Source organism: Rhodoblastus acidophilus, assembly GCF_900187365.1.
GTDB lineage: Bacteria > Pseudomonadota > Alphaproteobacteria > Rhizobiales > Beijerinckiaceae > Rhodoblastus > Rhodoblastus acidophilus.
Window position 1 is genome coordinate 1 of the sequence record NZ_FYDG01000012.1, and the last position, 22,704, is coordinate 22,704.

The 22,704-nt window shown below is 64.2% G+C and carries 26 protein-coding genes; 11 read left to right on the top strand and 15 right to left on the bottom strand.

Annotation, left to right across the window (positions count from 1 at the left end):
• The 3 genes from CFB24_RS17135 to CFB24_RS17145 form a co-directional block, all read left to right on the top strand.
• A partial coding sequence (locus CFB24_RS17135; protein ID WP_141098480.1) for a DNA translocase FtsK occupies window positions 1–213 on the top strand: 213 nt, incomplete at its 5' end.
• A gap of 138 nt (window positions 214–351) precedes the next feature.
• Window positions 352–990 (top strand): outer-membrane lipoprotein carrier protein LolA, encoded by a 639-nt coding sequence (locus CFB24_RS17140; RefSeq protein WP_244593232.1) that lies wholly within the window; start codon window positions 352–354, stop codon window positions 988–990.
• A 70-nt stretch (window positions 991–1,060) separates the two neighbouring features.
• On the top strand, window positions 1,061–1,867 hold the full coding sequence (locus tag CFB24_RS17145; RefSeq protein WP_088521871.1) for an exodeoxyribonuclease III: 807 nt from the start codon (window positions 1,061–1,063) through the stop codon (window positions 1,865–1,867).
• Here CFB24_RS17145 and CFB24_RS17150 read toward each other — a convergent pair.
• Window positions 1,845–3,056, bottom strand: coding sequence for a BaiN/RdsA family NAD(P)/FAD-dependent oxidoreductase (locus tag CFB24_RS17150; RefSeq protein WP_088521872.1), 1,212 nt, complete (start codon window positions 3,054–3,056; stop codon window positions 1,845–1,847). The two genes, CFB24_RS17145 and CFB24_RS17150, sit on opposite strands and share 23 nt — an antisense overlap.
• 43 nt (window positions 3,057–3,099) lie before the next feature.
• Between CFB24_RS17150 and CFB24_RS17155 the strand changes: the two genes are divergently transcribed.
• Complete coding sequence (locus CFB24_RS17155) at window positions 3,100–4,122, top strand: RluA family pseudouridine synthase (protein WP_088521873.1); 1,023 nt, start codon at window positions 3,100–3,102, stop codon at window positions 4,120–4,122.
• On the opposite strand, the gene glmM is transcribed toward CFB24_RS17155, so the two are convergent.
• The 14 genes from glmM to CFB24_RS17225 all read right to left on the bottom strand — a co-directional run bounded on the left by glmM (window position 4,119) and on the right by CFB24_RS17225 (window position 17,838).
• Window positions 4,119–5,459 (bottom strand): phosphoglucosamine mutase, encoded by a 1,341-nt coding sequence (gene glmM / locus CFB24_RS17160; RefSeq protein WP_088521874.1) that lies wholly within the window; start codon window positions 5,457–5,459, stop codon window positions 4,119–4,121. The two genes, CFB24_RS17155 and glmM, sit on opposite strands and share 4 nt — an antisense overlap.
• 146 nt (window positions 5,460–5,605) lie before the next feature.
• Window positions 5,606–7,531, bottom strand: coding sequence for an ATP-dependent zinc metalloprotease FtsH (ftsH, locus tag CFB24_RS17165; protein ID WP_088521875.1), 1,926 nt, complete (start codon window positions 7,529–7,531; stop codon window positions 5,606–5,608).
• A 109-nt stretch (window positions 7,532–7,640) separates the two neighbouring features.
• On the bottom strand, window positions 7,641–8,642 hold the full coding sequence (tilS, locus tag CFB24_RS17170; protein ID WP_158255244.1) for a tRNA lysidine(34) synthetase TilS: 1,002 nt from the start codon (window positions 8,640–8,642) through the stop codon (window positions 7,641–7,643).
• The gene (gene ybgF / locus CFB24_RS17175) at window positions 8,639–9,670 is read right to left on the bottom strand and encodes a tol-pal system protein YbgF (RefSeq protein WP_088521877.1); all 1,032 of its coding nucleotides are present in this window, start codon (window positions 9,668–9,670) and stop codon (window positions 8,639–8,641) included. The genes tilS and ybgF overlap by 4 nt, the downstream gene beginning before the upstream one ends.
• A 153-nt stretch (window positions 9,671–9,823) precedes the next feature.
• Window positions 9,824–10,357 (bottom strand): peptidoglycan-associated lipoprotein Pal, encoded by a 534-nt coding sequence (gene pal / locus CFB24_RS17180; RefSeq protein ID WP_088521878.1) that lies wholly within the window; start codon window positions 10,355–10,357, stop codon window positions 9,824–9,826.
• A gap of 167 nt (window positions 10,358–10,524) precedes the next feature.
• Complete coding sequence (gene tolB, locus CFB24_RS17185; RefSeq protein WP_088521879.1) at window positions 10,525–11,814, bottom strand: Tol-Pal system beta propeller repeat protein TolB; 1,290 nt, start codon at window positions 11,812–11,814, stop codon at window positions 10,525–10,527.
• Between the two features lie 71 nt (window positions 11,815–11,885).
• Window positions 11,886–13,025 (bottom strand): cell envelope biogenesis protein TolA, encoded by a 1,140-nt coding sequence (locus tag CFB24_RS23955; RefSeq protein ID WP_264580513.1) that lies wholly within the window; start codon window positions 13,023–13,025, stop codon window positions 11,886–11,888.
• A gap of 130 nt (window positions 13,026–13,155) precedes the next feature.
• On the bottom strand, window positions 13,156–13,599 hold the full coding sequence (gene tolR / locus CFB24_RS17195; RefSeq protein WP_088521881.1) for a protein TolR: 444 nt from the start codon (window positions 13,597–13,599) through the stop codon (window positions 13,156–13,158).
• Between the two features lie 10 nt (window positions 13,600–13,609).
• Window positions 13,610–14,314 carry a protein TolQ gene (tolQ, locus tag CFB24_RS17200; RefSeq protein ID WP_425332087.1) on the bottom strand — a complete coding sequence of 235 codons (705 nt, stop codon included), beginning with the start codon at window positions 14,312–14,314 and terminating at the stop codon, window positions 13,610–13,612.
• A 150-nt stretch (window positions 14,315–14,464) separates the two neighbouring features.
• Window positions 14,465–14,881, bottom strand: coding sequence for a tol-pal system-associated acyl-CoA thioesterase (ybgC, locus tag CFB24_RS17205; protein WP_088521883.1), 417 nt, complete (start codon window positions 14,879–14,881; stop codon window positions 14,465–14,467).
• Entirely contained in the window at window positions 14,878–15,906 is a 1,029-nt protein-coding gene (gene ruvB, locus CFB24_RS17210) for a Holliday junction branch migration DNA helicase RuvB (RefSeq protein ID WP_088521952.1), read from the bottom strand. Before ruvB ends, ybgC begins: the two co-directional genes overlap by 4 nt.
• 14 nt (window positions 15,907–15,920) lie before the next feature.
• Window positions 15,921–16,535 (bottom strand): Holliday junction branch migration protein RuvA, encoded by a 615-nt coding sequence (gene ruvA / locus CFB24_RS17215; RefSeq protein WP_088521884.1) that lies wholly within the window; start codon window positions 16,533–16,535, stop codon window positions 15,921–15,923.
• 61 nt (window positions 16,536–16,596) lie between these two features.
• Window positions 16,597–17,109, bottom strand: a complete 513-nt coding sequence (gene ruvC, locus CFB24_RS17220; RefSeq protein WP_088521885.1) for a crossover junction endodeoxyribonuclease RuvC — start codon at window positions 17,107–17,109, stop codon at window positions 16,597–16,599.
• Window positions 17,110–17,112: 3 nt separating this feature from the next.
• Window positions 17,113–17,838 carry a DUF1013 domain-containing protein gene (locus CFB24_RS17225; RefSeq protein WP_088521886.1) on the bottom strand — a complete coding sequence of 242 codons (726 nt, stop codon included), beginning with the start codon at window positions 17,836–17,838 and terminating at the stop codon, window positions 17,113–17,115.
• 163 nt (window positions 17,839–18,001) lie between these two features.
• Between CFB24_RS17225 and CFB24_RS17230 the strand changes: the two genes are divergently transcribed.
• From CFB24_RS17230 to CFB24_RS17260, 7 genes are all read left to right on the top strand, one after another.
• Window positions 18,002–18,214: a DUF1192 domain-containing protein gene (locus tag CFB24_RS17230; RefSeq protein ID WP_088521887.1), complete on the top strand. Its 213-nt coding sequence runs from the start codon at window positions 18,002–18,004 to the stop codon at window positions 18,212–18,214.
• Between the two features lie 288 nt (window positions 18,215–18,502).
• Window positions 18,503–19,024 (top strand): protease adaptor protein RcdA, encoded by a 522-nt coding sequence (gene rcdA, locus CFB24_RS17235; RefSeq protein ID WP_088521888.1) that lies wholly within the window; start codon window positions 18,503–18,505, stop codon window positions 19,022–19,024.
• A gap of 278 nt (window positions 19,025–19,302) precedes the next feature.
• Window positions 19,303–19,578 carry an acyl carrier protein gene (locus tag CFB24_RS17240; protein WP_338064183.1) on the top strand — a complete coding sequence of 92 codons (276 nt, stop codon included), beginning with the start codon at window positions 19,303–19,305 and terminating at the stop codon, window positions 19,576–19,578.
• Window positions 19,575–20,789: a beta-ketoacyl-[acyl-carrier-protein] synthase family protein gene (locus CFB24_RS17245; protein WP_088521890.1), complete on the top strand. Its 1,215-nt coding sequence runs from the start codon at window positions 19,575–19,577 to the stop codon at window positions 20,787–20,789. Before CFB24_RS17240 ends, CFB24_RS17245 begins: the two co-directional genes overlap by 4 nt.
• Window positions 20,790–21,200 (top strand): hypothetical protein, encoded by a 411-nt coding sequence (locus CFB24_RS17250; protein WP_088521891.1) that lies wholly within the window; start codon window positions 20,790–20,792, stop codon window positions 21,198–21,200.
• A complete protein-coding gene (locus CFB24_RS17255; RefSeq protein ID WP_088521892.1) occupies window positions 21,197–21,613 on the top strand; it encodes a MaoC family dehydratase in 417 nt (138 codons plus the stop codon). The genes CFB24_RS17250 and CFB24_RS17255 overlap by 4 nt, the downstream gene beginning before the upstream one ends.
• Window positions 21,614–21,691: 78 nt before the next feature.
• Window positions 21,692–22,699 carry a complex I NDUFA9 subunit family protein gene (locus CFB24_RS17260; RefSeq protein ID WP_176440457.1) on the top strand — a complete coding sequence of 336 codons (1,008 nt, stop codon included), beginning with the start codon at window positions 21,692–21,694 and terminating at the stop codon, window positions 22,697–22,699.
• The last annotated feature ends 5 nt before the right edge of the window (window positions 22,700–22,704 follow it).

Sequence of the window (22,704 nt, forward strand, 5' to 3'; positions counted from 1 at the left end):
GACCTCTACGACCGCGCGGTCGCGGTGGTGTTGCGCGACAAGAAGTGCTCGACCTCCTATGTGCAGCGCCGGCTGCAAGTCGGCTACAACAAGGCGGCGTCGCTGGTCGAGCGCATGGAGAAGGAAGGCGTCGTCGGCCCCGCCAACCACGCCGGAAAACGCCAGATCCTCGTCGGCGGCGGCGTCGATCGCGGCGCGTTCGACGGAGAATAGCGTCCTATTGCGGCCACAAACAAAAATCTATAGTCCGGTCATACGCGCTTGACACCGCTTCATCCACGCCATCCGGGGCTCTGCGCCTCTATGAAACCGGCCTCCACGAGGCCGAAGGTTCGTTTCATGAAACTCAGCATGATTCTTCTTTGTTGCGGCCTGGCGGCGGCGCCGGCCTTCGCGCAATCTGGCAAGGCGCCCGACAAGAAGGTCGCAAAGCCGGAGGTTTCGGCGGTCAGCGATCCCGACATCGCCATTCAAATGGCGGACGACTATTTCAATTCCTCGCGGGTGATGACGGCGGATTTTGTCCAAACCGGTCAGGACGGCCGCCGCGCCGAGGGCAAGCTTTACGTGCTCAAGCCCGGGCGGATGCGGTTTGAATACGCCCAGCCGGCGACCATGGAAATCATCGCCGACGGCGTCTCGGTCGCGATCCGCGACCGCAAGCTCAAGACGCAGGAAACCTATTTCGTTGAACAGACGCCGTTGAAATTCCTGCTCAAGAACGAACTGAATCTGAAGAAAGACGTAAAGATTACCAATGTGACGCCGTCGAAGGACAAGACGGTCATCACCTTGGAGGATTCCTCGACTTTCGGCGGCTCGTCGACGATTCGGCTTTACTTCGACGCGAAAAACTTCAACCTGACGCAATGGGCGGTCAAGGACCCCCAGGGATATGAAACGCTCGTCGTCCTGCACAATATCGACCGCACGACGACGCCCAATTTGAGCCTGTTCCATATTCCGAACGAAGGTCTTTTTTCCGAATAGGACTTCACCACCCGACGATGAGGCGCCGATTTCGCTTGTCGACATCCAGCGCTGAGGCTGGAGCGACGCTTTGAACATCAAGATCACCACCTGGAACATCAATTCCATTCGGCTCAGAATCGGTTTGGTCGTGGATTTTCTCTCCCGACATGCGCCGGACATTATTTGCTTTCAGGAAACCAAGTGCCGCGATAGCGAATTCCCGTTCTCCGCCCTCAGGCAGGCGGGCTACGAGCATATCATCGTCAATGGCCAGAAGGGCTATCACGGCGTCGCCATCGCCTCGCGGCTGCCGCTCGGCGAAGCCAATCGCCGCGACTTTTGCGACCAGGGCGACGCCCGGCATATCGGCGCCGCCTTCACGGTCGCGGATCGATCGATTCAGCTTCACAATTTCTACATTCCGGCGGGCGGCGACGAGCCGGACCCCGCCGTGAACGCCAAATTTGCGCACAAACTGGCGTTCCTCGACGAATTCCACCTTTGGACCCAGTCCGATGCGCTGGCCAAGGCCGACGCCATCCTGGTCGGCGATTTCAATGTGGCCCCCTACGAACATGACGTCTGGAGCCATAAGGCGCTGCTCAACGTGGTCAGCCACACGCCGGCCGAGACGGACAAGCTCAAGGCGATCCTGAGCGACGGCGCCTGGGTCGACGCGTTGCGGCGTTTCACGCCAATGAGCGAAAAACTTTATACGTGGTGGAGTTATCGCTCGCCGGACTGGGCCAAGGCGAACAAGGGCCGACGCCTCGACCACATCTGGGTGTCGCACAGCCTGGGCGATCATCTCGACGCGATGGACATTTTTAGGGACGCGCGCGGTTGGGAGCGCCCGTCTGACCATGCGCCGGTCAGCGTGACTCTGAATTTCTGAGCCATTGCGCGGCGGCGAGGCCCGCCGCCCGGCCCGTGGCGAAGCAGGCGGTCAGCAAATAGCCGCCGGTCGGGGCGTCCCAGTCGAGCATTTCGCCCGCAACGAACAGGCCCGGAAACGCCTTCGCCATCAGCGTATCGTCCAGGCCCTCCCACATCACCCCGCCCGCCGTGGAGATGGCGCGGTCGAGGCCGCCGACGCCGCGGACGTCCAGCGGCGCCGCCTTGATGCGTTGCGCCAGTTCGTGAGGATCGGCGGGGAGCGCGCCGGTTTCGCGCAGGAGGGCGATCGCCGCCGGCGGCAAGCCCGCCGCCTTGCGAAGAAAATTGGAAAGGCTGGCTTTGCCGCGCGGGCGCGACAGCTTGGCCGCAAGCTTTTCGACGGGAACGTCCGGCTTGAGATCAAGCCGGACATCCGGCGTCTGGCCCGCTTCCACAATTCCCGCCAGTTGGCGCGACACGGCATAGACGGCGCCGCCCTCCAACCCGTTTCGGGTGACGACGCATTCGCCACGCACGGAAAGCTCTCCCAGCAACAGGCGGATGTTTTTCAAGGGCTGGCCGGCGAATTTGCCGGAAACCTGCTCGGACCAGGGGATCACGAAGCCCGAATTGGCAGGGCGCAACGGCGTTGAGTTCAGGCCCATCGCGCGTAGCGGTTCGACCCAGCCGCCATCGGCGCCCAGCCGAGGCCAGGAGGCGCCGCCCAGCGCCAGCACAAAGGCGTCGGCCTGCGCAACCGTAAAACCTTCCAGGTTTTCAAAACAGGCTTGTTGGCCGTCGAACCGTTCGAAGCGGTGACGCAGATGAAATTCGACGTCCAGTTCGGCCAATCGACGCAACCACGCGCGCAGCAGCGGAGAGGATTTAAAACTTTTCGGGAAAACCTTGCCGCTTGAGCCGACAAATGTCTCCTGCCCCAGGCCGGCGCACCATGCGCGCAGGCGCTCGGGCCCGAATTCGCGCAGGAACGGGGCGATTCGTTCCGCGGCCTCGCCATAGCGCGAGATAAATTTGCCGATGTCCTCGGAATGGGTGACGTTCAGACCGCCGCGCCCGGCCATCAGGAATTTGCGGGCGGGACTCGACGTGCGCTCATAGACATGGACTTTGACGCCGGCTTCGGCGAGACATTCGGCGGCGCTCAGGCCCGCGGGGCCGGCGCCGATGACTACGGCGGTTTTTCTCATATCCGGGCTTTACAATTTTTCGGCGCGCCTTTCTATCGGCGGCATGGCGACAAAGATAGAAATCGAAATCGGCGCGACCGATCTTTCACAGCGGCTGGACCAGTTCCTGAGCGCAAATGACGCGGTTCAGGCGGAAAGCCTCTCGCGCACCCGGATTCAGGCGCTCATCGAGGGCGGCGCCGTGACCATCGACGGCGCCGTCGTTCGACAGGCGAAACTCAAGATACGCGGCGGCCAGCTTGTCGTCATCGACCTTCCCGAGGCGGCGCCGGCCTTGCCTCAAGGCGAAGCCATTCCGCTCAACATCGTCTATGAGGATGAGAGCATCGTGGTGCTCGACAAGGCCGCCGGCCTGGTCGTCCACCCCGGCGCCGGCAATGAATCGGGCACGCTGGTCAACGCCCTGATCGCGCATTGCGGCGAAACGCTGTCCGGCATTGGCGGCGTCAAGAGGCCGGGCATCGTGCATCGGCTCGACAAGGACACGTCCGGCCTGCTCGTCGTCGCCAAGACCGATGCGGCGCATCACCGGCTGTCCCGCCTGTTCGCCGACCATGGCCGGAGTCTGTCGCTGACGCGCGAATATCTGGCTCTGGTTTGGGGCGCTCCCGACCGGCAGAGCGGTTCGGTTGACGCGCCGCTCGGCCGCCATGCGATCCAGCGCGAGAAGATGGCCGTCGTCCCGATCGCGCGCGGGCGCGAGGCCATCACTCATTGGCGCGTGCTTGAGACGTTCGGCTCGGACCGGACGGGCAAGCCGATCGCCAGCTTGATCGCCTGCGCCTTGGAGACGGGCCGCACGCATCAAATCCGTGTTCATATGGCCCACATTGGTCATCCGCTGCTGGGCGACAAGACCTATGGCGCCGGCTTCAAGACTAAGGCCGGGCAATTGCCCGAATCAGCCCGCGACGTCTTGACCGCGCTGAACCGTCAGGCGCTTCACGCCCATACGCTGGGCTTCGATCACCCGGTCACGGGCGAGCCGCTGCTGTTCGAGAGCGACCCGCCGGAGGATTTCGCGCAACTGGCGGCGGCGCTGCGGCGCGCCGGCGCGCCCGGTTAGGCCGCCGCCGCGACGGCCTCGCAGACATCGTCGACAATGCTTTCGACAAGGGCGCGGTCGTCGCCCTCGGCCATGACGCGAATGACCGGCTCGGTGCCGGACGGCCGAATCACCAGCCGGCCCTCGTCGCCCAGCTTCTGCTTGGCCGCCGCGATCGCCTTCGCCACCGATTCCATCTCCAGCGGCTTGCCGCCCCGGAAGCGCACGTTCTTCAACACCTGCGGCAAGGGGTCGAAGGCGTGGCAGACTTCGGACACCGGCTTGCCGCGGCGTTTGACCACCGCCATCACCTGCATCGCCGCCACCAGACCGTCGCCGGTGGTGCAATAATCCGACAGGATCATGTGGCCGGACTGCTCGCCGCCGACATTGTAGCCGTGCTCGCGCATATGTTCGAGCACGTAGCGGTCGCCCACCGGCGTGCGCGCCAGCGACAAGCCGAGAGAGGCGAGATACCGCTCCAGCCCGAGATTGGACATGACCGTCGCGACAATGCCCGGGCGCGACAGCTTGCCGTCCTCGCGCCAGTCCTGCGCGACGACGGCCATCAACTGGTCGCCGTCGACCAGATGGCCGTGTTCATCGACGATCAGAACGCGGTCGGCGTCACCGTCGAGGGCGATGCCGATATCGGCGCGCAGTTCGCGCACTTTCTGCGCGAGGGCCTGGGGCGCGGTCGAGCCGACGTTGCGGTTGATATTGTAGCCATCGGGCTCGACGCCGACCGAGAAGACCTCGGCGCCGAGTTCCCACAACGCCTCGGGCGCCACCTTGTAGGCGGCTCCGTTGGCGCAGTCGATCACGACGCGCATGCCTTCGAACGACATGTTGCGCGGCAAGGTGTGCTTGGCGAATTCGACATAGCGCGCGCGCACGTCATCGACGCGGCGGGCGCGGCCAAGCCCGGACGCGGCCGCCAGCTTGGACCCGAGGTCGGATTCCATCAGGGTCTCGATCTGCCGCTCGACTTCGTCGGACAGCTTGAAGCCCTGCGGACCAAACAATTTGATGCCATTATCTTCGAAAAGGTTATGCGAGGCGGAGATCATCACGCCGAGATCCGCGCGCATCGAACGGGTCAACATGGCCACGGCCGGCGTGGGCATCGGCCCCAGCAACAGCACATCCATTCCGACGGATGTGAAACCGGCGACCATGGCGTATTCGATCATGTAGCCGGAAAGCCTTGTGTCCTTGCCGATGACGACGCGATGGCGGTAGTCGCCGGTCTGAAAGACAATGCCCGCGGCCTGTCCGACCTTCAGGGCCAGTTCCGGCGTGATCACTCTGTTGGCGAGCCCGCGAATGCCGTCCGTGCCGAAAAACTTGCGGCTCATATTTCGAGTCTCCAGAAATTTTCGGCGAATATATCCGAATTGGGGATGCGCCCCATTCACTTTTCGTAAACAGGTTTAACACCGGGCGCGGCAAAGAAAAACGGGCGGCAAGCCGCCCGTTGATCATGTTGCTGTTGGTCGAAGCCTCAGGACTGCGGCGCCGGCGCGAGGCCGGGGTCCGAATCCGGGGCGCCCCAGCTGGATTTTCCAGCGGCCGGAACAGCCGAGCGGCGCGGCGCCGCCGGCGTATCGTCATTCTCGCGCACCGGCGGAATGCCATCCAGCAGGTTGCGGATCTCATCGCCCGAGAGCGTCTCGTATTCCAGCAGACCCTTGGCCAGAGCTTCGAGGTTGTCGCGCTTTTCGGTGATGATCCGGCGCGCCTCGGCCTGCCCGGCCTCGACCAACCGGCGGACTTCGCTGTCGATCTTTTGCGACGTCGCCTCGGAAATGTTCTGCTGGCGGCCCATGGAATAGCCAAGGAACACTTCTTCCTGGTTCTCGCCGTACATCACCGTTCCCAGCTCGTCGGAAAAGCCCCAGCGCGTCACCATAGCGCGGGCGAGCTTGGTCGCCTGCTCAATGTCGCTTTGCGCGCCGGAAGTGACCTTGTCCTTGCCGAAGATCACCTCCTCGGAGACGCGGCCGCCCATCAGCACCGCCAGACGCGAGGTCATCTGCTCGAAGCTCATCGACAACTTGTCGCGCTCGGGCAGCTGCATGACCATGCCCAGCGCGCGGCCGCGCGGAATGATCGTGGCCTTGTGGACCGGATCGGTCGCCGGCACATTCAAGGCGACGATGGCGTGGCCGCCCTCGTGATATGCCGTGAGCAGCTTTTCCTGCTCGGTCATGACCATGGTGCGACGCTCCGCGCCCATCATGATCTTGTCCTTGGAATCCTCGAACTCCTCCTTGGTGACGACGCGCTTGCCGCGCCGGGCCGCAAGAAGCGCCGCCTCGTTGACGAGGTTCATCAGATCCGCGCCGGAGAAGCCGGGCGTGCCGCGCGCCACCACCTTGAGATCGACATCGGGCGACAGCGGAACTTTTCGCGCATGCACGCGAAGAATTTTCTCGCGGCCGATGACGTCGGGATTCGGCACCACGATCTGGCGATCGAACCGGCCCGGACGCAACAGCGCGGGATCGAGAACGTCGGGCCGGTTGGTGGCGGCGATGAGGATAATGCCCTCGTTCGCCTCGAAACCGTCCATTTCGACCAGCAGCTGGTTCAGCGTCTGCTCGCGTTCGTCGTTGCCGCCGCCGAGGCCGGCGCCGCGATGGCGGCCGACCGCGTCGATTTCGTCGATGAAGATGATGCAGGGCGCGTTCTTCTTGGCCTGCTCGAACATGTCGCGGACGCGGCTCGCGCCGACGCCGACGAACATTTCCACGAAGTCCGAACCGGAGATGGTGAAGAACGGCACATTCGCCTCACCCGCGATGGCGCGCGCCAACAGGGTCTTGCCGGTGCCGGGGGGGCCGACCAGCAGGACGCCGCGCGGAATCCGGCCGCCAAGGCGCTGGAATTTCTGCGGATCGCGCAAAAACTCCACGATTTCTTCGAGATCTTCCTTGGCTTCGTCCACGCCCGCGACATCCTCGAAGGTCACGCGGCCGTGCGCCTCGGTCAGAAGCTTGGCCTTCGACTTGCCAAAACCCATGGCCTTGCCGCCGGCGCCCTGCATTTGCCGGGACAGGAAGATCCACATGCCGATGAAGGCGATCAGCGGCAGTCCGTTGACAAGAAGCGTGACCAGCCAATTGTTGCCGTCAGAAGGCGGACGGGCCGAAATCTGAACGCCCTTCTTGTTCAGCGTTTGAATCAGGCTGGGATCATTGGGCGCATAGATCGAGAACGTCTTGCCGTCGCTGTAATGCCCTGTGATTTCCGAGCCGGAAATCGTCACATCCTTGATCCGCCCCTGGTCGGCGTCGGCCAGGAGCTGGCTATAGTTGATTTCCTGCGCGGGCGCGCGCTCGCTGGGCTTCTGGAACAGGACCACCAGAGCCACAACAAGCAGAACGATGATCACCCAAAGGGCGAAATTGCGGAAATTTGGATTCATCTCTGTCTTGCGTAACCTTCCCGGTCGATGGAAGCGCGCCGGTCGCGTCGAAACATCAATGTAGTTGCCCACATTCCACTTGCCAAGGGACGCTCGAGGGCTTCGAACTCTAACCTCCCCGCTTGCGCTGGGGTTCCAGAGCGAGTTTCAGCCGCCTCCGGCGGTTGAGCGTCACCGTGCAGCCCCCCAAAGTCGCGCGCAACTCTACGCCCGCTTGCAGCGCCTCAAGCAACCGGCCAGCAAGGCTTTCCAACCGCTCAAGACGGGCCGGCGGCGCCCCGGCGGCTTTGAATACAGCATCGCGCAAGAAATATTCGACGATCGCTTGCGGCGCATCGGTTGCGCTTGAAAGATCGTAAACATTGCTTTCCGTCGAAATTTGGACGTCAGCCCCGAAACGCCGCGCGGACCATGCCAGCGCGCGATCACATTTTTCGGCGCGCGAAGCCAGCAGAGCGGCGCGGGCGCGCGTCAGGCCGAGGCGATGAAGCGACGGGGCGAGCTGTCTCCAGCCGGTTCGCGCAAATCTTGGATCTTCGTTGGAGGGATCGTCGAAATACGCCAGGCCGTGACGCCGGCAATAATCGACCAGCGTCGCCTTGGGCGCATGCAACAACGGACGAACCAGCCGGCCGCCCGGAAAAGCCTGGTCGCGGGACATGCCCGAAAGTCCCGCAATCCCGCTGCCGCGCGCCAGCCGCATCATCACGGTCTCCCACTGGTCGTCGGCATGGTGCGCGGTGACCAGGGCGGCGGCGCCAATGTCCACCATGTGCGTGAACAGCAGATGATAACGCGCGCGGCGCGCCCGGGCCTGAATCCCGGTCGTCGGCTTATCGCCCGTCCAGACCAGAATTTTGTGGGCGACGCCAAGCGATTGGCACCATGCGCCGACGGCTTCCGCCTCTTGGGCGCTTCCCGGCCTCAGGCCATGATCCACTGTCGCCGCCGCCAGAACGGGGGGCGTCTGCGCCTCCTTCCGCCAGGCGGCCGCGAGATGCAACAAAGCGATCGAATCGGGACCGCCGGAAATGGCCAGCAGAAGCCCTGCGCAAGGGTCGAGCGTAGAAAAAAGCGCAGCCGGTTCCAAAACGGCGGCGGCGTCGCTCAACAGGCGGCCTTTTTCGCCTCACGCGCGGCGGCGTCCTTTTCAGCCGCCGTCGCCTTGGGGTATTTGCGCGGAATTTCGGCGAAGAAGGCGCAAGCCTGCTCTTTCGCGCCGAGCGCATTGAGCGAGACGCCCAGTTTGAGCATGGCGCCGGGCGCCACATTGCTCTTGGAATAATCGGTGGCGATCTTCAGGAACTGCTCGGCCGCCTCGCGGTGCCGATTCTGAAAGTAATAACTTTCGCCATAATGGTAGATCGCGGGCGCATTGTACCGCGTGCCCGGATGTTTCTGCAGAAAGCTCGCGAACGCCTGCTGCGCGGCGTCATAGCGTTGCGCCTTGAGCAGGTCCTCGGCGACGTCGAAATCCGTCTTGATCGGATCGCCGCCGGGCGCCGCGCCCGGAGACGGCAAGGCCGCCGGCGTCGTCAGCGAAGCGGCCGGGCGTCCGCCCGCGGGATTGATATCCAGCGGAGCGGTCGGATCGCGACCGGCGGCGCGCAACGGCTTGCTGGCGGAATCCGGCGAACCCAGCTCCCTCGGCGCGCCTGGCGACCCGCCTTGCGCGCCGGGGTCATAGGCGTCGCGGCGACGTCCATCGGCGCCAACCGCAGGAGGCGCGCTCACCGGCGCGGGAAGCTGCGCATCCTGCGACGGCGGCGGCTGGTCCAACCCGTCGGAGCGGCGTTGCGGCGGCGTCGCCGGAGACGGCGACGGACGTCCGCCACGGTCCTGAAACCGCGAATCGACGTCCATCTGGAACTTGCGCAGCATGTCTTCCAGGCGTTTGACCTGAAACTGCAGCTGCTCCACCTGACCGTTCAGATTGCGCACCTGCGTTTCCAGGCGGTCGACGCGCAAGCTTGCGCCCGCGTCGCCCCCGCCGCCGCCATACCCGCGTTCCTCAACGTCCGCCGAAGGCCGGTCGAAGGTCTGCGCGCAGGCCTGCGCGGTCATGAAAGCAAGGAAGATCGAAGCGGCGGCTGGCCGCCAGCCGGCGCGGAGATGCGCCAGGGGTTCAAATCGTCCCATTCCAACCTCGGCTTAAGTTTAGACTCGGTATCAATACCATAGGTCCTGTCGCGTAAGCACGAAAAATGGCTTTTCCGCGCCGGTGGCGCTTACGAAAAATCCGACGCGACGGCGTCGGATTTTCAAGAGCGGCGGAACCCTGAAGCCGGCCGGTCAGCTGCCCGGCTTCAGAACCGTCACGGCGCGACGGTTCTGCGACCAGCAGGAAATGTCGTCGCACACCGCCACCGGGCGCTCCTTGCCATAGGAGATCGTCTTGATGCGCGAGGCCGAAACGCCGCGAGAAATCAGGTAGTTCTTGGTCGCCTCGGCGCGGCGGGCGCCCAGCGCGAAATTATACTCGCGGGTGCCGCGTTCGTCGGCATGGCCTTCGATGGTGAAAGCATAGCTGCCGTATTGGTTAAGCCAATTCGCCTGCTTGTCGAGCGTGGTTTGGCCTGCGCCGTTGACTTCGGAGGAATCGCTGTCGAAGAAAATGCGGTCGCCGACATTCACCACGAAATCCTGCGTCGAGCCCGGCCGCGCCGAGCCCGCCCCCCCGGCGCCGCCCAGGCCGCCGGCGCCGCCCGCGCCCGAACCGTTGAGTCCGTCGAGATCGGTTGGGTTCTTGGAACAGGCCCCCAAGGCCAGAGCCGCGGCGAGCGCCGCGGCGAATTTCAGTCCATGCATCGAGGCAAAATTATTCATCCGACGCGCTCCCTTGGCTGGCGGAATTTGCGTGCGGCCAGTCGTAGCTTGCGAACATTAAGCGAAGGTTTTCGTAACCTTGATGGAGGGTTACGAAATCCGGCGGAATTGTGGCGATTGGCGCCATGGTTAACGAAAGGTTTCGCATGAAATCACAAAACCTTCCCTCAACCGAGCAACGGACTCCAGGAGGGGTCGGACGCAAAGCCGGGCGTCGGCACCGGGAATTCGCCGCGCCCGAAAATATCGGTCATGTGGAGCTTGGGGCCGCCGCCGCCATTGCGGAAGAACATCACGAACAAGCCATTGGGCGCCCAGCTCGGGCCTTCGTTGTGGAAGCCTTCCGTCAGGATGCGCTCGCCCGAACCGTCGGGCTTCATGACGCCGATGGCGAAACCGCCGCTCCCCTGCCGGGTGAAAGCGATATAATCGCCCTTCGGCGACCAGACCGGCGTCGAATAGCGGCCGGAGCCGAAGGAAATGCGGTTGGCGCCGCCCCCGCCCGCGCCCATGACATAAATTTGCTGGGTGCCGCCGCGATCCGATTCGAACACGATTTTCGACCCATCCGGCGAATAGGACGGCGAAGTGTCAATCGCGCCGGAATCGGTCAGGCGCGTGGTCGCGCGGGTGCGGAGATCCATCGAATAGAGATTGGCGGAGCCGGATTGCTCCAGCGACATGACGACGCGCTGGCCATCGGGCGAGAAGCGCGGCGAGAAGGTCATGCCGGGAAAATTGCCGACCACTTCGCGCTGTCCGGTGTCGATGTTGAGCAGGAACACGCGGGGGTCCTCGGCGCCGAACGCCATATAGGTGAGTTCCTGCGAATTGGGCGAGAAGCGCGGCGTCACCACCAGGTCGTCGCCGCGCGTCAGATGGCGGACGTTCGCCCCGTCCTGGTCCATGATCGACAGGCGCTTGCGGCGGTTCTCACGTGGGCCGGTCTCGTCGACAAAGGCGACGCGGGTGTCGAAAAAGCCCTTTTCGCCAGTGATCTTCGAAAAAATGGCGTCGGACACGATATGGGCGACGCGGCGCGAATTGTTGGGGTCGGTGACATATTGCTGCCCGGCCGCCTGGGCGCCCGAGCCGACATCCCACAACCGGAATTCCGTTTTCATGCGGCCTTCGCCGCGTCCGGAACGGCCGGTGACGACATATTGCGCGTTCGCCGCGCGCGCCGCGTCCATATTGGGCGCGGAATCGGCGCCCATGTCGCCGCCCTCGACCGGATTGATGAAGACCGAGCGCTTGAAATTATTGACGACGATCGAGGTCATCGCCGCGCCGCTGTCGCCGCCGAACGGCGCCACGACGACATTGACCGGCTTGAAGTCGCCGCCCCCGCGCACGTCGATGTAGCGTTCGGCCTGACCGGAGCCGCGCAACAACGGAACGGCGGACAGGCCGCCCAACAACGCGGTTACGTTACGACGGGTAAGAGCAAGAGTCATTTCTAGGGTCCTGGGTCTGTGCAGTGGTGTGATACGCGCCGCGCGCGCAGGGAATTTGACGGCGTCAAGCTTCACTCCTGCGGATTGAACGCGACGGTGGAATCCTTCCATTGATCGTAGTACGGCGCGAATTGCGCCGGTATTTTCATGGGATCGCAGGACCGCACCGCCCGCAGGGCGCTGTCGGCCAGCGAGCGCGCCGTCGGATCGGACGGCGGATTGAGCAGGACCGGCGCCGCCGCCAGCGATCCATCCTGCCGGAACGAAACCTTGATTTTCGGCACATAGCGCGGCGTGTCGGAGAAGGACAGAAAGTTCCAGCACTGCTTGTAGCGGTCGCGCAAATAACCATCGAGCGCGTCAGCCATCGAGGGCGACATTTTCGCGGCATGGCCGGAGGCGGCGCCAGCGGCCGGCGCGCGGCTGATCTCGCGGCCCGCCGATCCCTGCGACTGCGCGGGCTCATGGCTGAGCAGTTTCGACACTTCCGAAAGATTCGGCGACGGCCGCGCGTTGCTCTCCTCGCCGGATTTCGGCTTGGGCGGCTTGTCGCTGGGCTTGTCGCTCGATTTCCCCGAATTGCTCTGCGACAGAAGCTTGGCGACCTCGTCCAGCTTCGGCGGCTTCGGCGTCGGCTTTTCGGCCGGCTTCGGAGGGGTCGGCGGCGTCGGAGGCTTGGGCTCCGGCTTGGGCGGCTCCGGCTTGGGTTCGACCTTCTTTTCCGGCGGTTTCGGACGCGGCGGCGGCTTGACCGGCTCGGCGTCGTCCTTCTCGGGCTCGTCGTCCGGCTCGGATTTTTCCGGCGGCTTCGGCGCCGGCGTGGGCTTGGGTTTGGGCGGCTCCGGCTTCGGCTCGACCGGCCGCACCGGCGGCGGCGGCGGTTGCTCGCTCGAATCGGACGGATCGGGCAGACGCTTGAGCGGCGGCGGCGGCGCGGCGACGTCCTTGTGCGCCTGCGGCGTCGGCGGCGTCGGCTTCTGCTCCTCGTTCTGCGCGACGCGATCGACGCGGGGCTTGGGCGCGATGTCCTTGGTCTTCTCGCCCTTCATGATCTGGCTGAATTGCGCGTCGGTGATGGTCTCGACCGGCACGGCCTCCTGGGCGTCCTCGAATTTGCGCTCCTGGGAAAAATGGACGAGCAAAAGCGCCAGCACGCCCAAATGGACCGCCGCCGACACAACCAAGCCGGGCTCGGAGCGCGAAACTTTCACCGCCGCATCATTCCTCTAGAGCATTTTCGAGCGAAGTGGACGCCGGTTCGCGTGAAGAAAATGCGCCAAAACCAAATTCTCGAGCCGCTTCGGCGAACCGGCGTTCACCCAGGAGGCCCGAGGACGAATCCTATTTTTTCTCCTGCTGGGTCACGAGCGCGACTTTCTTGAATCCCGCCGCGGTCAGGTCGGACATGACTTCCGCCACCTTGCCATAGGGCACGCCCTTGTCGGCGCGGACATAGACGCGTTCGTCGACGCCGTCCTTGGCCTGCGCCCGCACCTGGTCGACCACCTGGCTGGGATCGACCTTCTGGTCCATCAGATAGATTTCGCCATTTTCCTTGATGGCGATGGCGATCGGCTTCTTGTCGATATTGAGCTCGCCCGCCTTGGTCGCCGGCAGGTCGATCGGGACGCCGGACGACAGCAGCGGCGCCGCGACCATGAAGATGATCAGCAGCACCAGCATGACGTCGATGAAGGGTGTCATGTTGATGTCGGCCATGGCGCCATAGCGCGGCACGCCCCGCCGCCGGCGCCCGCCCTTCCCTGCCGAAACGGACATGCCCATGGCTTGCTCCTCAAACGCCGCGCGAGGCGTGCTGATCGATCTGGCGCGACAGGATGGCGGAGAATTCGTCGGCGAACGCCTCCATCTTCGCCTGGGTCTTGGCGACGTCGCCGGACAGCTTGTTATAGGCGATCAGCGCGGGAATGGCGGCGAACAGGCCAATGGCCGTGGCGAACAGGGCTTCGGCGATGCCCGGCGCCACCACCGCCAGCGAGGTGTTTTTCGACGCGGCGATGGAGCGGAACGACGTCATGATGCCCCAGACCGTGCCGAACAGGCCCACGAAGGGTCCGGCGGAGGCGACCGTCGCCAGCACCAGCAGATTGGCTTCGAGCTTTTCGACCTCGCGCACGATGGAGACGTCCAGCACTTTCTCGATGCGCGACTGCAGCCCGACAAAGGAGGCGGCGGCGTTCTGGAACGAGCGTTTCCATTCGCGCATGGCGGCGACGAACAGCGACGCGGTGGCCATGGTCGGGCGCGCCGCCAGCGACTGATAAAGATCCTCCAGCGAATTGCCGGACCAGAACACCGTCTCGAATTCTTCCATCGCGGCGCGGGCGCGCCGGATCAGCAGGGTCTTGTTGATGATGATCGCCCAGCACCAGACCGAGGCGGACAAGAGCCCGAGCATCACCAGCTTCACCACGATGGAGGCGTTCAGGAACATGGTGAAGACGGATGTTTCGCTCGCGGCTGTGGCGACTTCGTTCATCTGAGCGGTCCTCATCCTTGCTGCGGCGCTTCTGTTGCGCTGCACATGACCGGAAATTCCGTCAATTCTGCGGCTGGACGCGCAAAAACGCGCGGCCCGCGCCCCAGTAAAGAGACCCGGAGGGTTAACGTCTGGTTACTACGCGCACATTCACGGCGGCGGCGCCAGTTTTTCGCGGATATCCCGAGGGATACGGCAGGCGCGTCCGCCCGACACCGCCGCGATCAGCACCCGGGCGGTGAACAGGGTTTCCTCGCCTCTCTTGACGCGCTGGTCAAGATCGAGCGTCGCGGCGGCGATCCGCTCGACCCGCGTCTCCACCGTCAACAGGTCGTCCATATGCGCGGGCCGGAGAAATTCGATGTTCATCCGCGCCACGACGAAAAAGATTTGCGCCCCCGCGTGAATCTCGCGCTGGCGCAGGTCGAACTCCCGCAGCAATTCGGTTCGCGCGCGTTCGATGAAGCGCAGGTAATTCGCGTGATAGACGATGCCGGAAAAATCGGTGTCTTCGTAATAGACGCGGATCGGAAACACGTGAGGCGGGACGTCGCCGCTTTCGCTCATTCCTGGTCGCCCTCCTCTTGAAACAATTCGGGCTGAAGCGGCTGCGCCGGCGAGGGGACCGCAAGACCCAGATGCCGGAAGGCTTGGGGCGTCAGCACCCGCCCGCGCGGCGTGCGATTCAAAAACCCCTGCTGCAGCAGGTAGGGTTCGATAATGTCCTCGATGGCGTCGCGCGGCTCGGACAGCGCCGCCGAGATCGTTTCGATTCCCACCGGGCCGCCGCCGAAATTGATCGCGACCATATTGAGATAGCGGCGGTCCATTTCATCGAGGCCGATGGCGTCGACGTCGAGCAGTTTCAAGGCGTGGTCGGCGACTTCGCGGGTCACCGTCAGGTCGCCGTCGACCAGCGCGAAATCGCGCACCCGACGCAGCAGCCGCCCGGCGATGCGCGGCGTGCCGCGCGCGCGGCGCGCGATCTCGTTGGCGCCGTCCGGGCTCATCGGGCAGTTCATCACCCGCGCGCCGCGCGCGACAATGCTCTGCAACTCCTCGACATTGTAGAAATTCATGCGGATCGGAATGCCGAAACGGTCGCGCAATGGCGTCGTCAACAAACCGGCGCGCGTCGTGGCGCCGACCAGGGTGAAGCGCGCGAGGTCGATCTTGACGGAACGCGCCGCCGGTCCCTCGCCGATGATGAGATCGAGCTGGAAATCCTCCATGGCGGGATAAAGGATTTCCTCGACCGCCGGATTGAGGCGATGAATTTCGTCGATGAAGAGCACGTCGCGCTCTTCGAGATTGGTCAGTTGCGCCGCCAGATCGCCCGCCTTGGCGATCACCGGCCCGGAGGTCGAGCGGAAATTCACGCCGAGTTCGCGCGCGACGATCTGCGCCAAAGTGGTCTTGCCGAGACCCGGCGGCCCGACGAACAGCACATGATCCAGCGCGTCCTTGCGCGCCTTGGCCGCCTCGATGAACACCTTCAGATTTTTCCGCGCGGCTTCCTGCCCGGTGAAATCGGCCAGAGTCAGGGGACGAATCGAGGATTCGAGATCATCGTCCCGCTTGTCCGGCGACATCATGCGCGGCGAAGTCACTGCGCCAACTCCTTGAGGCCGCGCCGGATCAGCGCGCTGGTCTCGGCGTCGTCGCCCAGGGCCTTGAGACTTGCGGCGATCGCCACGGCGGCCTGGGGCCGGCCGTAGCCGAGATTGACCAGAGCGGAAATGGCTTCAGCCGCAGCGGTGGAGGGGCCGGCCGTCTCCTCGCCGGCGAGTTGAACCGCCACAGCGCCGATCTCGCCGAACGCGCCCGCCTTGTCCTTCAATTCCGCGACGATGCGCGCGGCGAGCTTGGGGCCGACGCCGGGCGCCCGGGCGACGGACGCCTTGTCCTGCAAGGCGATGGCGGAGGTGAGGTCCGAAGGCGGCAAAATCGAAAGAATCGCCAGGGCGACCTTGGAGCCAACGCCCTGAACGTTCTGCAACATCCGAAACCAGTCGCGCTCGGCGTCGGACAGAAAGCCGAACAGCCGAATTGAATCTTCGCGCACCTGCGTTTCTATGGAGAGCACCGCCGCCTCGCCGGCGCGCGGCAATTTCTGCAAGGTCCGGCTCGAACAGGCGACGACATAGCCGACGCCATGCACATCGAGGATCAGATGATCCTCGTAGAGTGAATCCACCACGCCCTTCAACTTGCCGATCATTCGTCCCGCCCGATTCGCCGCCGCAGTGTACCCGATTTGGCGACATTCGCGGCGACGCTGGTCATTTCCTCAGGAGCATGGCTTCGCGAGCGCGGGCGCCGCGATGCTGCGCGTGACAGATGGCGACGGCCAGCGCGTCGGCGGCGTCGGCGCTGCGCGCCGCGCTGCGCGGCAGCAGCACCTTGACCATCATGGCGATCTGAGCCTTTTCCGCGTGGCCCGCGCCAACCACGGTCTTTTTCACCAGATTGGCGGAATATTCTGCGACGTCCACGCCGGCCAGGGCGGGCACCACCAGCGCGACGCCCCGGGCGTGGCCGAGTTTCAGCGCGGACTGCGGGTCGCGATTGACGAATGTCTCCTCGACCGCCGCCTCGTCGGGCTCATGCGCGGCCATGACCGCGGCGAGCGCCTCGTGCAGCACCCGAAGCCGCAGGGCGAGATCGCCCTCGGTCGGCGGGTGAATGGCGCCGGACGCGACATAGGCGAGGTTCGCGCCCTCGACTTCGATCACGCCCCAGCCCGTGTGACGCAGGCCGGGGTCGATGCCGAGGATGCGGACGGCCGCGCGCATCCCTTACTCCTTGGTCTTCAGATCCTTGAGATCCTTGAGCTTGCCGAACACGGATTCGACGTCGAAGTCGTCTTCCTGCTCGACAGGCTTCGCAGCGCTGGAGCCGAACACCTCTTCCTGCGAAACCGGCTCGTAATAGTAAGGCTGGGTCGTCTCCTCGGCGGGAGCGAGCACGGGACCATGATCCTGCACGAGTTGCGGACGTTCCTTGGCGGCGCGCTGGACTTCGAAATCCAGGTCGATCTGGGAGCACAGGCCCAGGGTGACCGGATCCATCGGCGTCAAGGACGCGGAATTCCAGTGGGTGCGCTCGCGGATCGCGGCGATGGTGTTCTTGGTGGTGCCGGCCAGACGCATGATCTGCGCGTCCTTGAGCTCGGGATGGTTGCGCACCAGCCAAAGGATCGCATTGGGGCGGTCCTGGCGGCGGGACAGCGGCGTGTAGCGCGGACCGCGATGACGCTTGGTTTCCGGCAGGCGAACCTTGGACACAGCCAGCTTCAAAGGGTGAGACGGCTTCTTTTCCGCCCGTTCGATTTCCTCGCGAGTCAGCTGGCCCGATGTGATCGGATCGAGCCCCCGGATGCCGGCGCCCACCTCGCCATCGGCGATGCCTTTGACTTCGAGCGGATGCAGCTTGCAAAATTCCGCGATCTGATCGAACGTCAGAGACGTGTTTTCCACCAGCCAGATGGCCGTCGCCTTGGGCATGAGCGGGGCATTGCTCATCGTTGTCTCCTAGAATCTCGCTTTCGGCGTCCGTGCGCCATCGCGCTCGGACCGGCCCGGATGAGGCGCAGCCTCAAGTTTCCATTCATGACGGGAATTTGGGACATATAAGCTGATCGGCTTGAAAAGGCAACTTACGGGCCGCCAACCAAGAGAGAAAATCATGGCGCGAGATGATGATGAATCTTTTGCCCCGCGCAAATCGGCCAGCGTTCAACACGCCGTTGGAGAACCCTTGGACGCCTTTTCGATCGAAGAACTCATCGAGCGCGTGACATTGCTTCACGCGGAGATCGCCAGGATTGAGACCATACTCGCCCAGAAGCGCGCCTCGCGCGAGGCCGCGGCGCTGTTTTTCAAGGGTGACGCAACGTAATGTTTTGACGGCCGTTTCATTGAAAAACATAGAGCGTTGACGCGCTGGCGAGGCGCCCGGCGCGGATTGGACCGGCGTAAAGACGCCCTGTGACGCCACACTGTTGAGTCAAGCCGCGCTCTTTTCGACTCGTTTCCACGCAAGGTCAAAACGTTTCACTATCGCCCCATTAACGTTAAATAAGATTAAACGAGCGCCCCCGGCAAAATGACGCTATCTTGTTGAAGTTCCCGGTGGCTGACCATTGGTCGCCGATTTTCTGCGTTCGCGCGCGTTCCGAGGTGGCGCATGTCTCAGTTCATCCAGCACGATGGCGACGAACCCGTCTCGTTCGTCGCTCACCTGGCTTCTTCCGAAGCCTTCAAGTCCATGTTCCGCGAGGGCATGTCCCTGGTCGAGGAAGCCGCCGCCTATCTGGACGGACCGGGCCGCGAACAGGCCCGCGAACTCGAACGCAACGAATCGCTGGCCTATGCCGCGGAAAGCATGAGGCTGACCACGCGCCTGATGCAACTTGCGTCTTGGCTGCTGCTGCAGCGCGCCGTCAACGAAGGCGAGTTGACGTTCGAGCAGGCGCTGTCCGAAAAGCGCAAGGTCAAACTGTCCCAGCAGGATGTGGCGACCGCGCCCGAGGTCTTCGAAAAACTGCCGCACGATCTTCAGGCCCTGGTCGGCGAATCTCTTCGCCTGCAAGCGCGCGTCATTCACCTCGACCAGTTGCTCTATCTCGACCCCAAGGCCACCCTGGTCGGCCCGGTGGCCAGCCCCGTCGAGGAGCAACTCGCCCGTTTGCGCGCCGCTTTCGGGTGATCCGCCATCCGTGCGCGGCCGCTGCGTCGCCGGCGGGGCGGGCTTGTTGAGCGTTGAAAACGTCTCGGAAAGGCGCGCGCGGCGGGCTGTGTCCGGCGCGGCTTTGGGGCGGCTTGGCCAACCGCATCCGGTTCTCGACTGAAAATTGTTGGTGCGGGCCGAACGCATTTGCTAATGAAAGCTGTCGCGCCTGAAATCGCGACGACGGCCCTGCCAGGTTTCGCGCTGCGAGCGCAGGCAAGCAAAGGCGTTAGGCGACTGCAATCAGAGGTGAGCTAGTGACTTCGGCCCCGAACGACCAGCAATCGATGGTCAACGACATTCTCGACGTGATCGCGACCGAGGGGATGATTTCTCGCGAAAAACTTCAGGACGACGCGACGATTGAAAGCCTGGGGCTGAAATCCATCGACATTGTCATGATCCTGACCGCGATCGAGGAAAAATTCGACGTCTATATCCCCATGGACGGCTCGTTCCAGGAGGCCAAGGATCTCAAGGGCCTGGTCGAGGCGATCAGCGCACATATCCTCAAGGAAAAAACAGAGAAATGACGGGTCGCCGCGTCGTCGTCACCGGCATGGGCTCTGTGTCCGCCGCCGGGATCGGAGCCGAACCGTTGTGGCGCGCAGCGCGCGACGGCAAGTCGTGCGTCGGGCCGCTGGCGGTGCGTGAGCCATACGGCGGCCGCATCAAGATTTCCGCCCAGGTGCGTGATTTCGACGTCGCCGAGCGCCTCGGCCCCACCGTCGCGCCCTTCGCCGACCTGTTCGCCGCCTATGCTCTGGTCGCCGCCGACGAAGCCGTCGCTCAGGCCGGGTTGGATCGCGACGCGCGCCAAGGCGCGCGTTGCGCGACCTTGTTGGGCACTGGCATCGGCGGAATGCACACCATCGACGACGGCATCTATGCCGTCTATTTCGCCAACAAGAGGCCCGAGGCTCTGACCGTGCCCAAGCTGATCCCGAGCGCGGGGCCGGCGTTGCTGTCGATGCGGTTTGGCGCGACCGGCCCTTGTTTCGCCGTGGCGAGCGCCTGTTCGTCCGGCGCGCAGGCCATTGGGCTGGGCATGCAGATGATCCGCGCCGGCATGGTCGATCGCGCCATCGTCGGCGGCTCCGAGGCCTGCGCGACCAACGGCGCCATGCGCGCATGGGAAACCCTGCGCGTCCTCACCCCGGATTTGTGCCGGCCGTTCGCTAAAAACCGCAACGGCATGGTGCTGGGCGAAGGCGCCGCCATGTTCGTGCTCGAAGCCGAGGAATCCGCGCGCGCGCGCGGCGCGCAGCCGCTGTGCTATCTCTCCGGCTATGGCACCAACAGCGACGCCCTCGACCCCGTTCGTCCCGATGCGGCCAGCGCGTCCGCCTGCATGAACATGGCTTTGGAAGACGCCGGCCTCAGGCCCGAGGACATTGACTATGTCAACGCCCACGGCACCGCCACCGTCGCCAATGACGGCAATGAGGCCGAGGCGCTCAACCGCAGCTTCGGCTCGCATTGCGACGACATGCTGGTCTCGTCGACCAAACCGGTGCACGGCCACACGCTTGGCGCGGCCGGCGCCATCGAGCTGGCGATCGCCATCAGGGCGTTGCGCGAGCAGGTCGCGCCCCCAAGCCTCAATGTCGAGCTTCAGGATCCGGGATGCCGGATCAAGCTTGTCGGGCCCGAGGCGGTCGCTCGCCCCATGCGCGCCGTATTGTCCAATTCCTTCGCCTTCGGCGGCATCAACGCGTCGCTCATCATCACGCCGGCGGTCTGAATGGCCGCCGCGCCGAAAGTTGAGCGCGCCGGCCCCCTGCGCGTCACAACAGCGAGCGAGGCGGTGCGGACGTTCCGGCTTGAAACGGGGTGGCCCGGAGCCGAGGGCGTCGTGCCCCTGAGTTTTCCGGTCGTGTGGATGAAAAGCCCGGAAATCGCCGAGCCGATCCGCGCCGCAGCGGAGGAGGTCGGCCTCCCCCTGCATGAAGCGCAATCGTTCGACTATATCGAACGTCTGGAACTCGACCGATCCTACGACCTCATGCTCGAAATGCGCCGCGAGACCAATCCGCCCCGACTGGTGGCGAAAGCGGACATTCATGCGACCGACGGATCGCTCGTCGGCCATGTCGTTTCGACCCTTCGCCTGATTGATCCAACATCTGTTCCTGCGCCAGAGGATCTGGTTTGATTGCGCCGACGCTCAAAAGCGGGGACCGGCTGCCGTCCCGGGTGATCGGCCCGTTTCTTCAAGAGAATCTGGCCGCTTACGCCGCCGCTTCCGGCGACTTCAATCCCCTGCACCTCGAATTGGACTTCGCCCGCCGGTTCGGATTCGCCGCCCGCCCGGTGCATGGCATGCGTCTGCTCGCGGCTTTCGAGCCCTTGTTGCAGGAATGGCGGGAGGATCTGACTCCCCTGAGCCTGAAGGGCCAGTTTCTCACGCCTGTGCTTGAGGGCGAGCGCGCCACGCTGTCCGGACGCGTCGCCAAGATCGAGCAAACCGCCTCGGGCTTTGTCGGGATCATCCGGTTGATGGCGCAGACGGAGCGCGGCGCGCCGGCGCTGATGGGCGAAGCGCGGATGGCCGCTCGGACCGTCTGACCTCCTCAAAGAGACGCATGGACGAATGTTTCACGATTGACTATGCAAAATGCGAACGAACAAGCAAAGGCGGGTATGATGAGAGAGTTCTCTAACTCCAGCGGCCGCATCGTCACTGTTTTTGGGGGATCGGGCTTCATCGGACGTCATCTGGTCCGCGCCTTGGCGCGAGAGGGCTGGCGCGTGCGCGTCGCCACCCGGCGGCCGGATTTGGCGTATCACCTGCAGCCGCTCGGCGCTGTTGGACAGATTCACGCGGTTCAAGCGAATATCCGGTATCCCCAGTCTCTCGCCGCCGCGCTGAACGGCGCCGACGCCGCCGTGAACCTGGTCGGCATTCTCGCGGAATCCGGCAAGCAGAACTTCGACAGCGTGCAGGCGCAGGGCGCCGCGGCGGTGGCCGACGCGGCGCGCAACGCCGAGGTGCGAAAGTTCGTCCATGTCTCCGCCATCGGCGCGGATGCGAATTCCGCTTCGGCCTACGCCCGTTCAAAGGCGCAGGGGGAGGCCGCCGTTCTCTCAGCCGTGCCGGGCGCGACGATCTTGCGCCCATCCGTCGTTTTCGGACCGGAAGATCAGTTTTTCAATCGCTTCGCCTCGATGGCGCGATTGCTGCCCGCCCTGCCCCTGATCGGCGGCGGCGCCACCAGGTTGCAGCCCGTTTACGTCGGAGATGTCGCCGCGGCCGCCTGCCGGCTGCTGGCCGGCGCCGGTAAGCCGGGCGCGGCTTACGAGCTTGGCGGACCTTCGGTTCGCACCATGCGCGAGATCATGGAATTCGTGCTTGCGGTGACGCAGCGGAACCGGATTCTCGCGCCGATGTCGTTCGGTCTCGCCTCGACGATGGGCGGCTTCGCGGAGCTTGCCAACAAGCTGCTGCTGGGGTTGCTGCCGGCTGAATTTGTGTTCACGCGCGATCAGGTCGAACTGCTCAAGGTGGACAATATCGTCTCCAAGGCGGCCGAGGCCGAAGGCCGCACCTTGCATGGCCTTGGGCTGGCGCCGGAATCGATGGAGGCGATCGTTCCGAGCTATCTCTATCGGTTTCGCAAGAGCGGCCAATTCGCGGACGAGCGGACCGCCTGATCCGC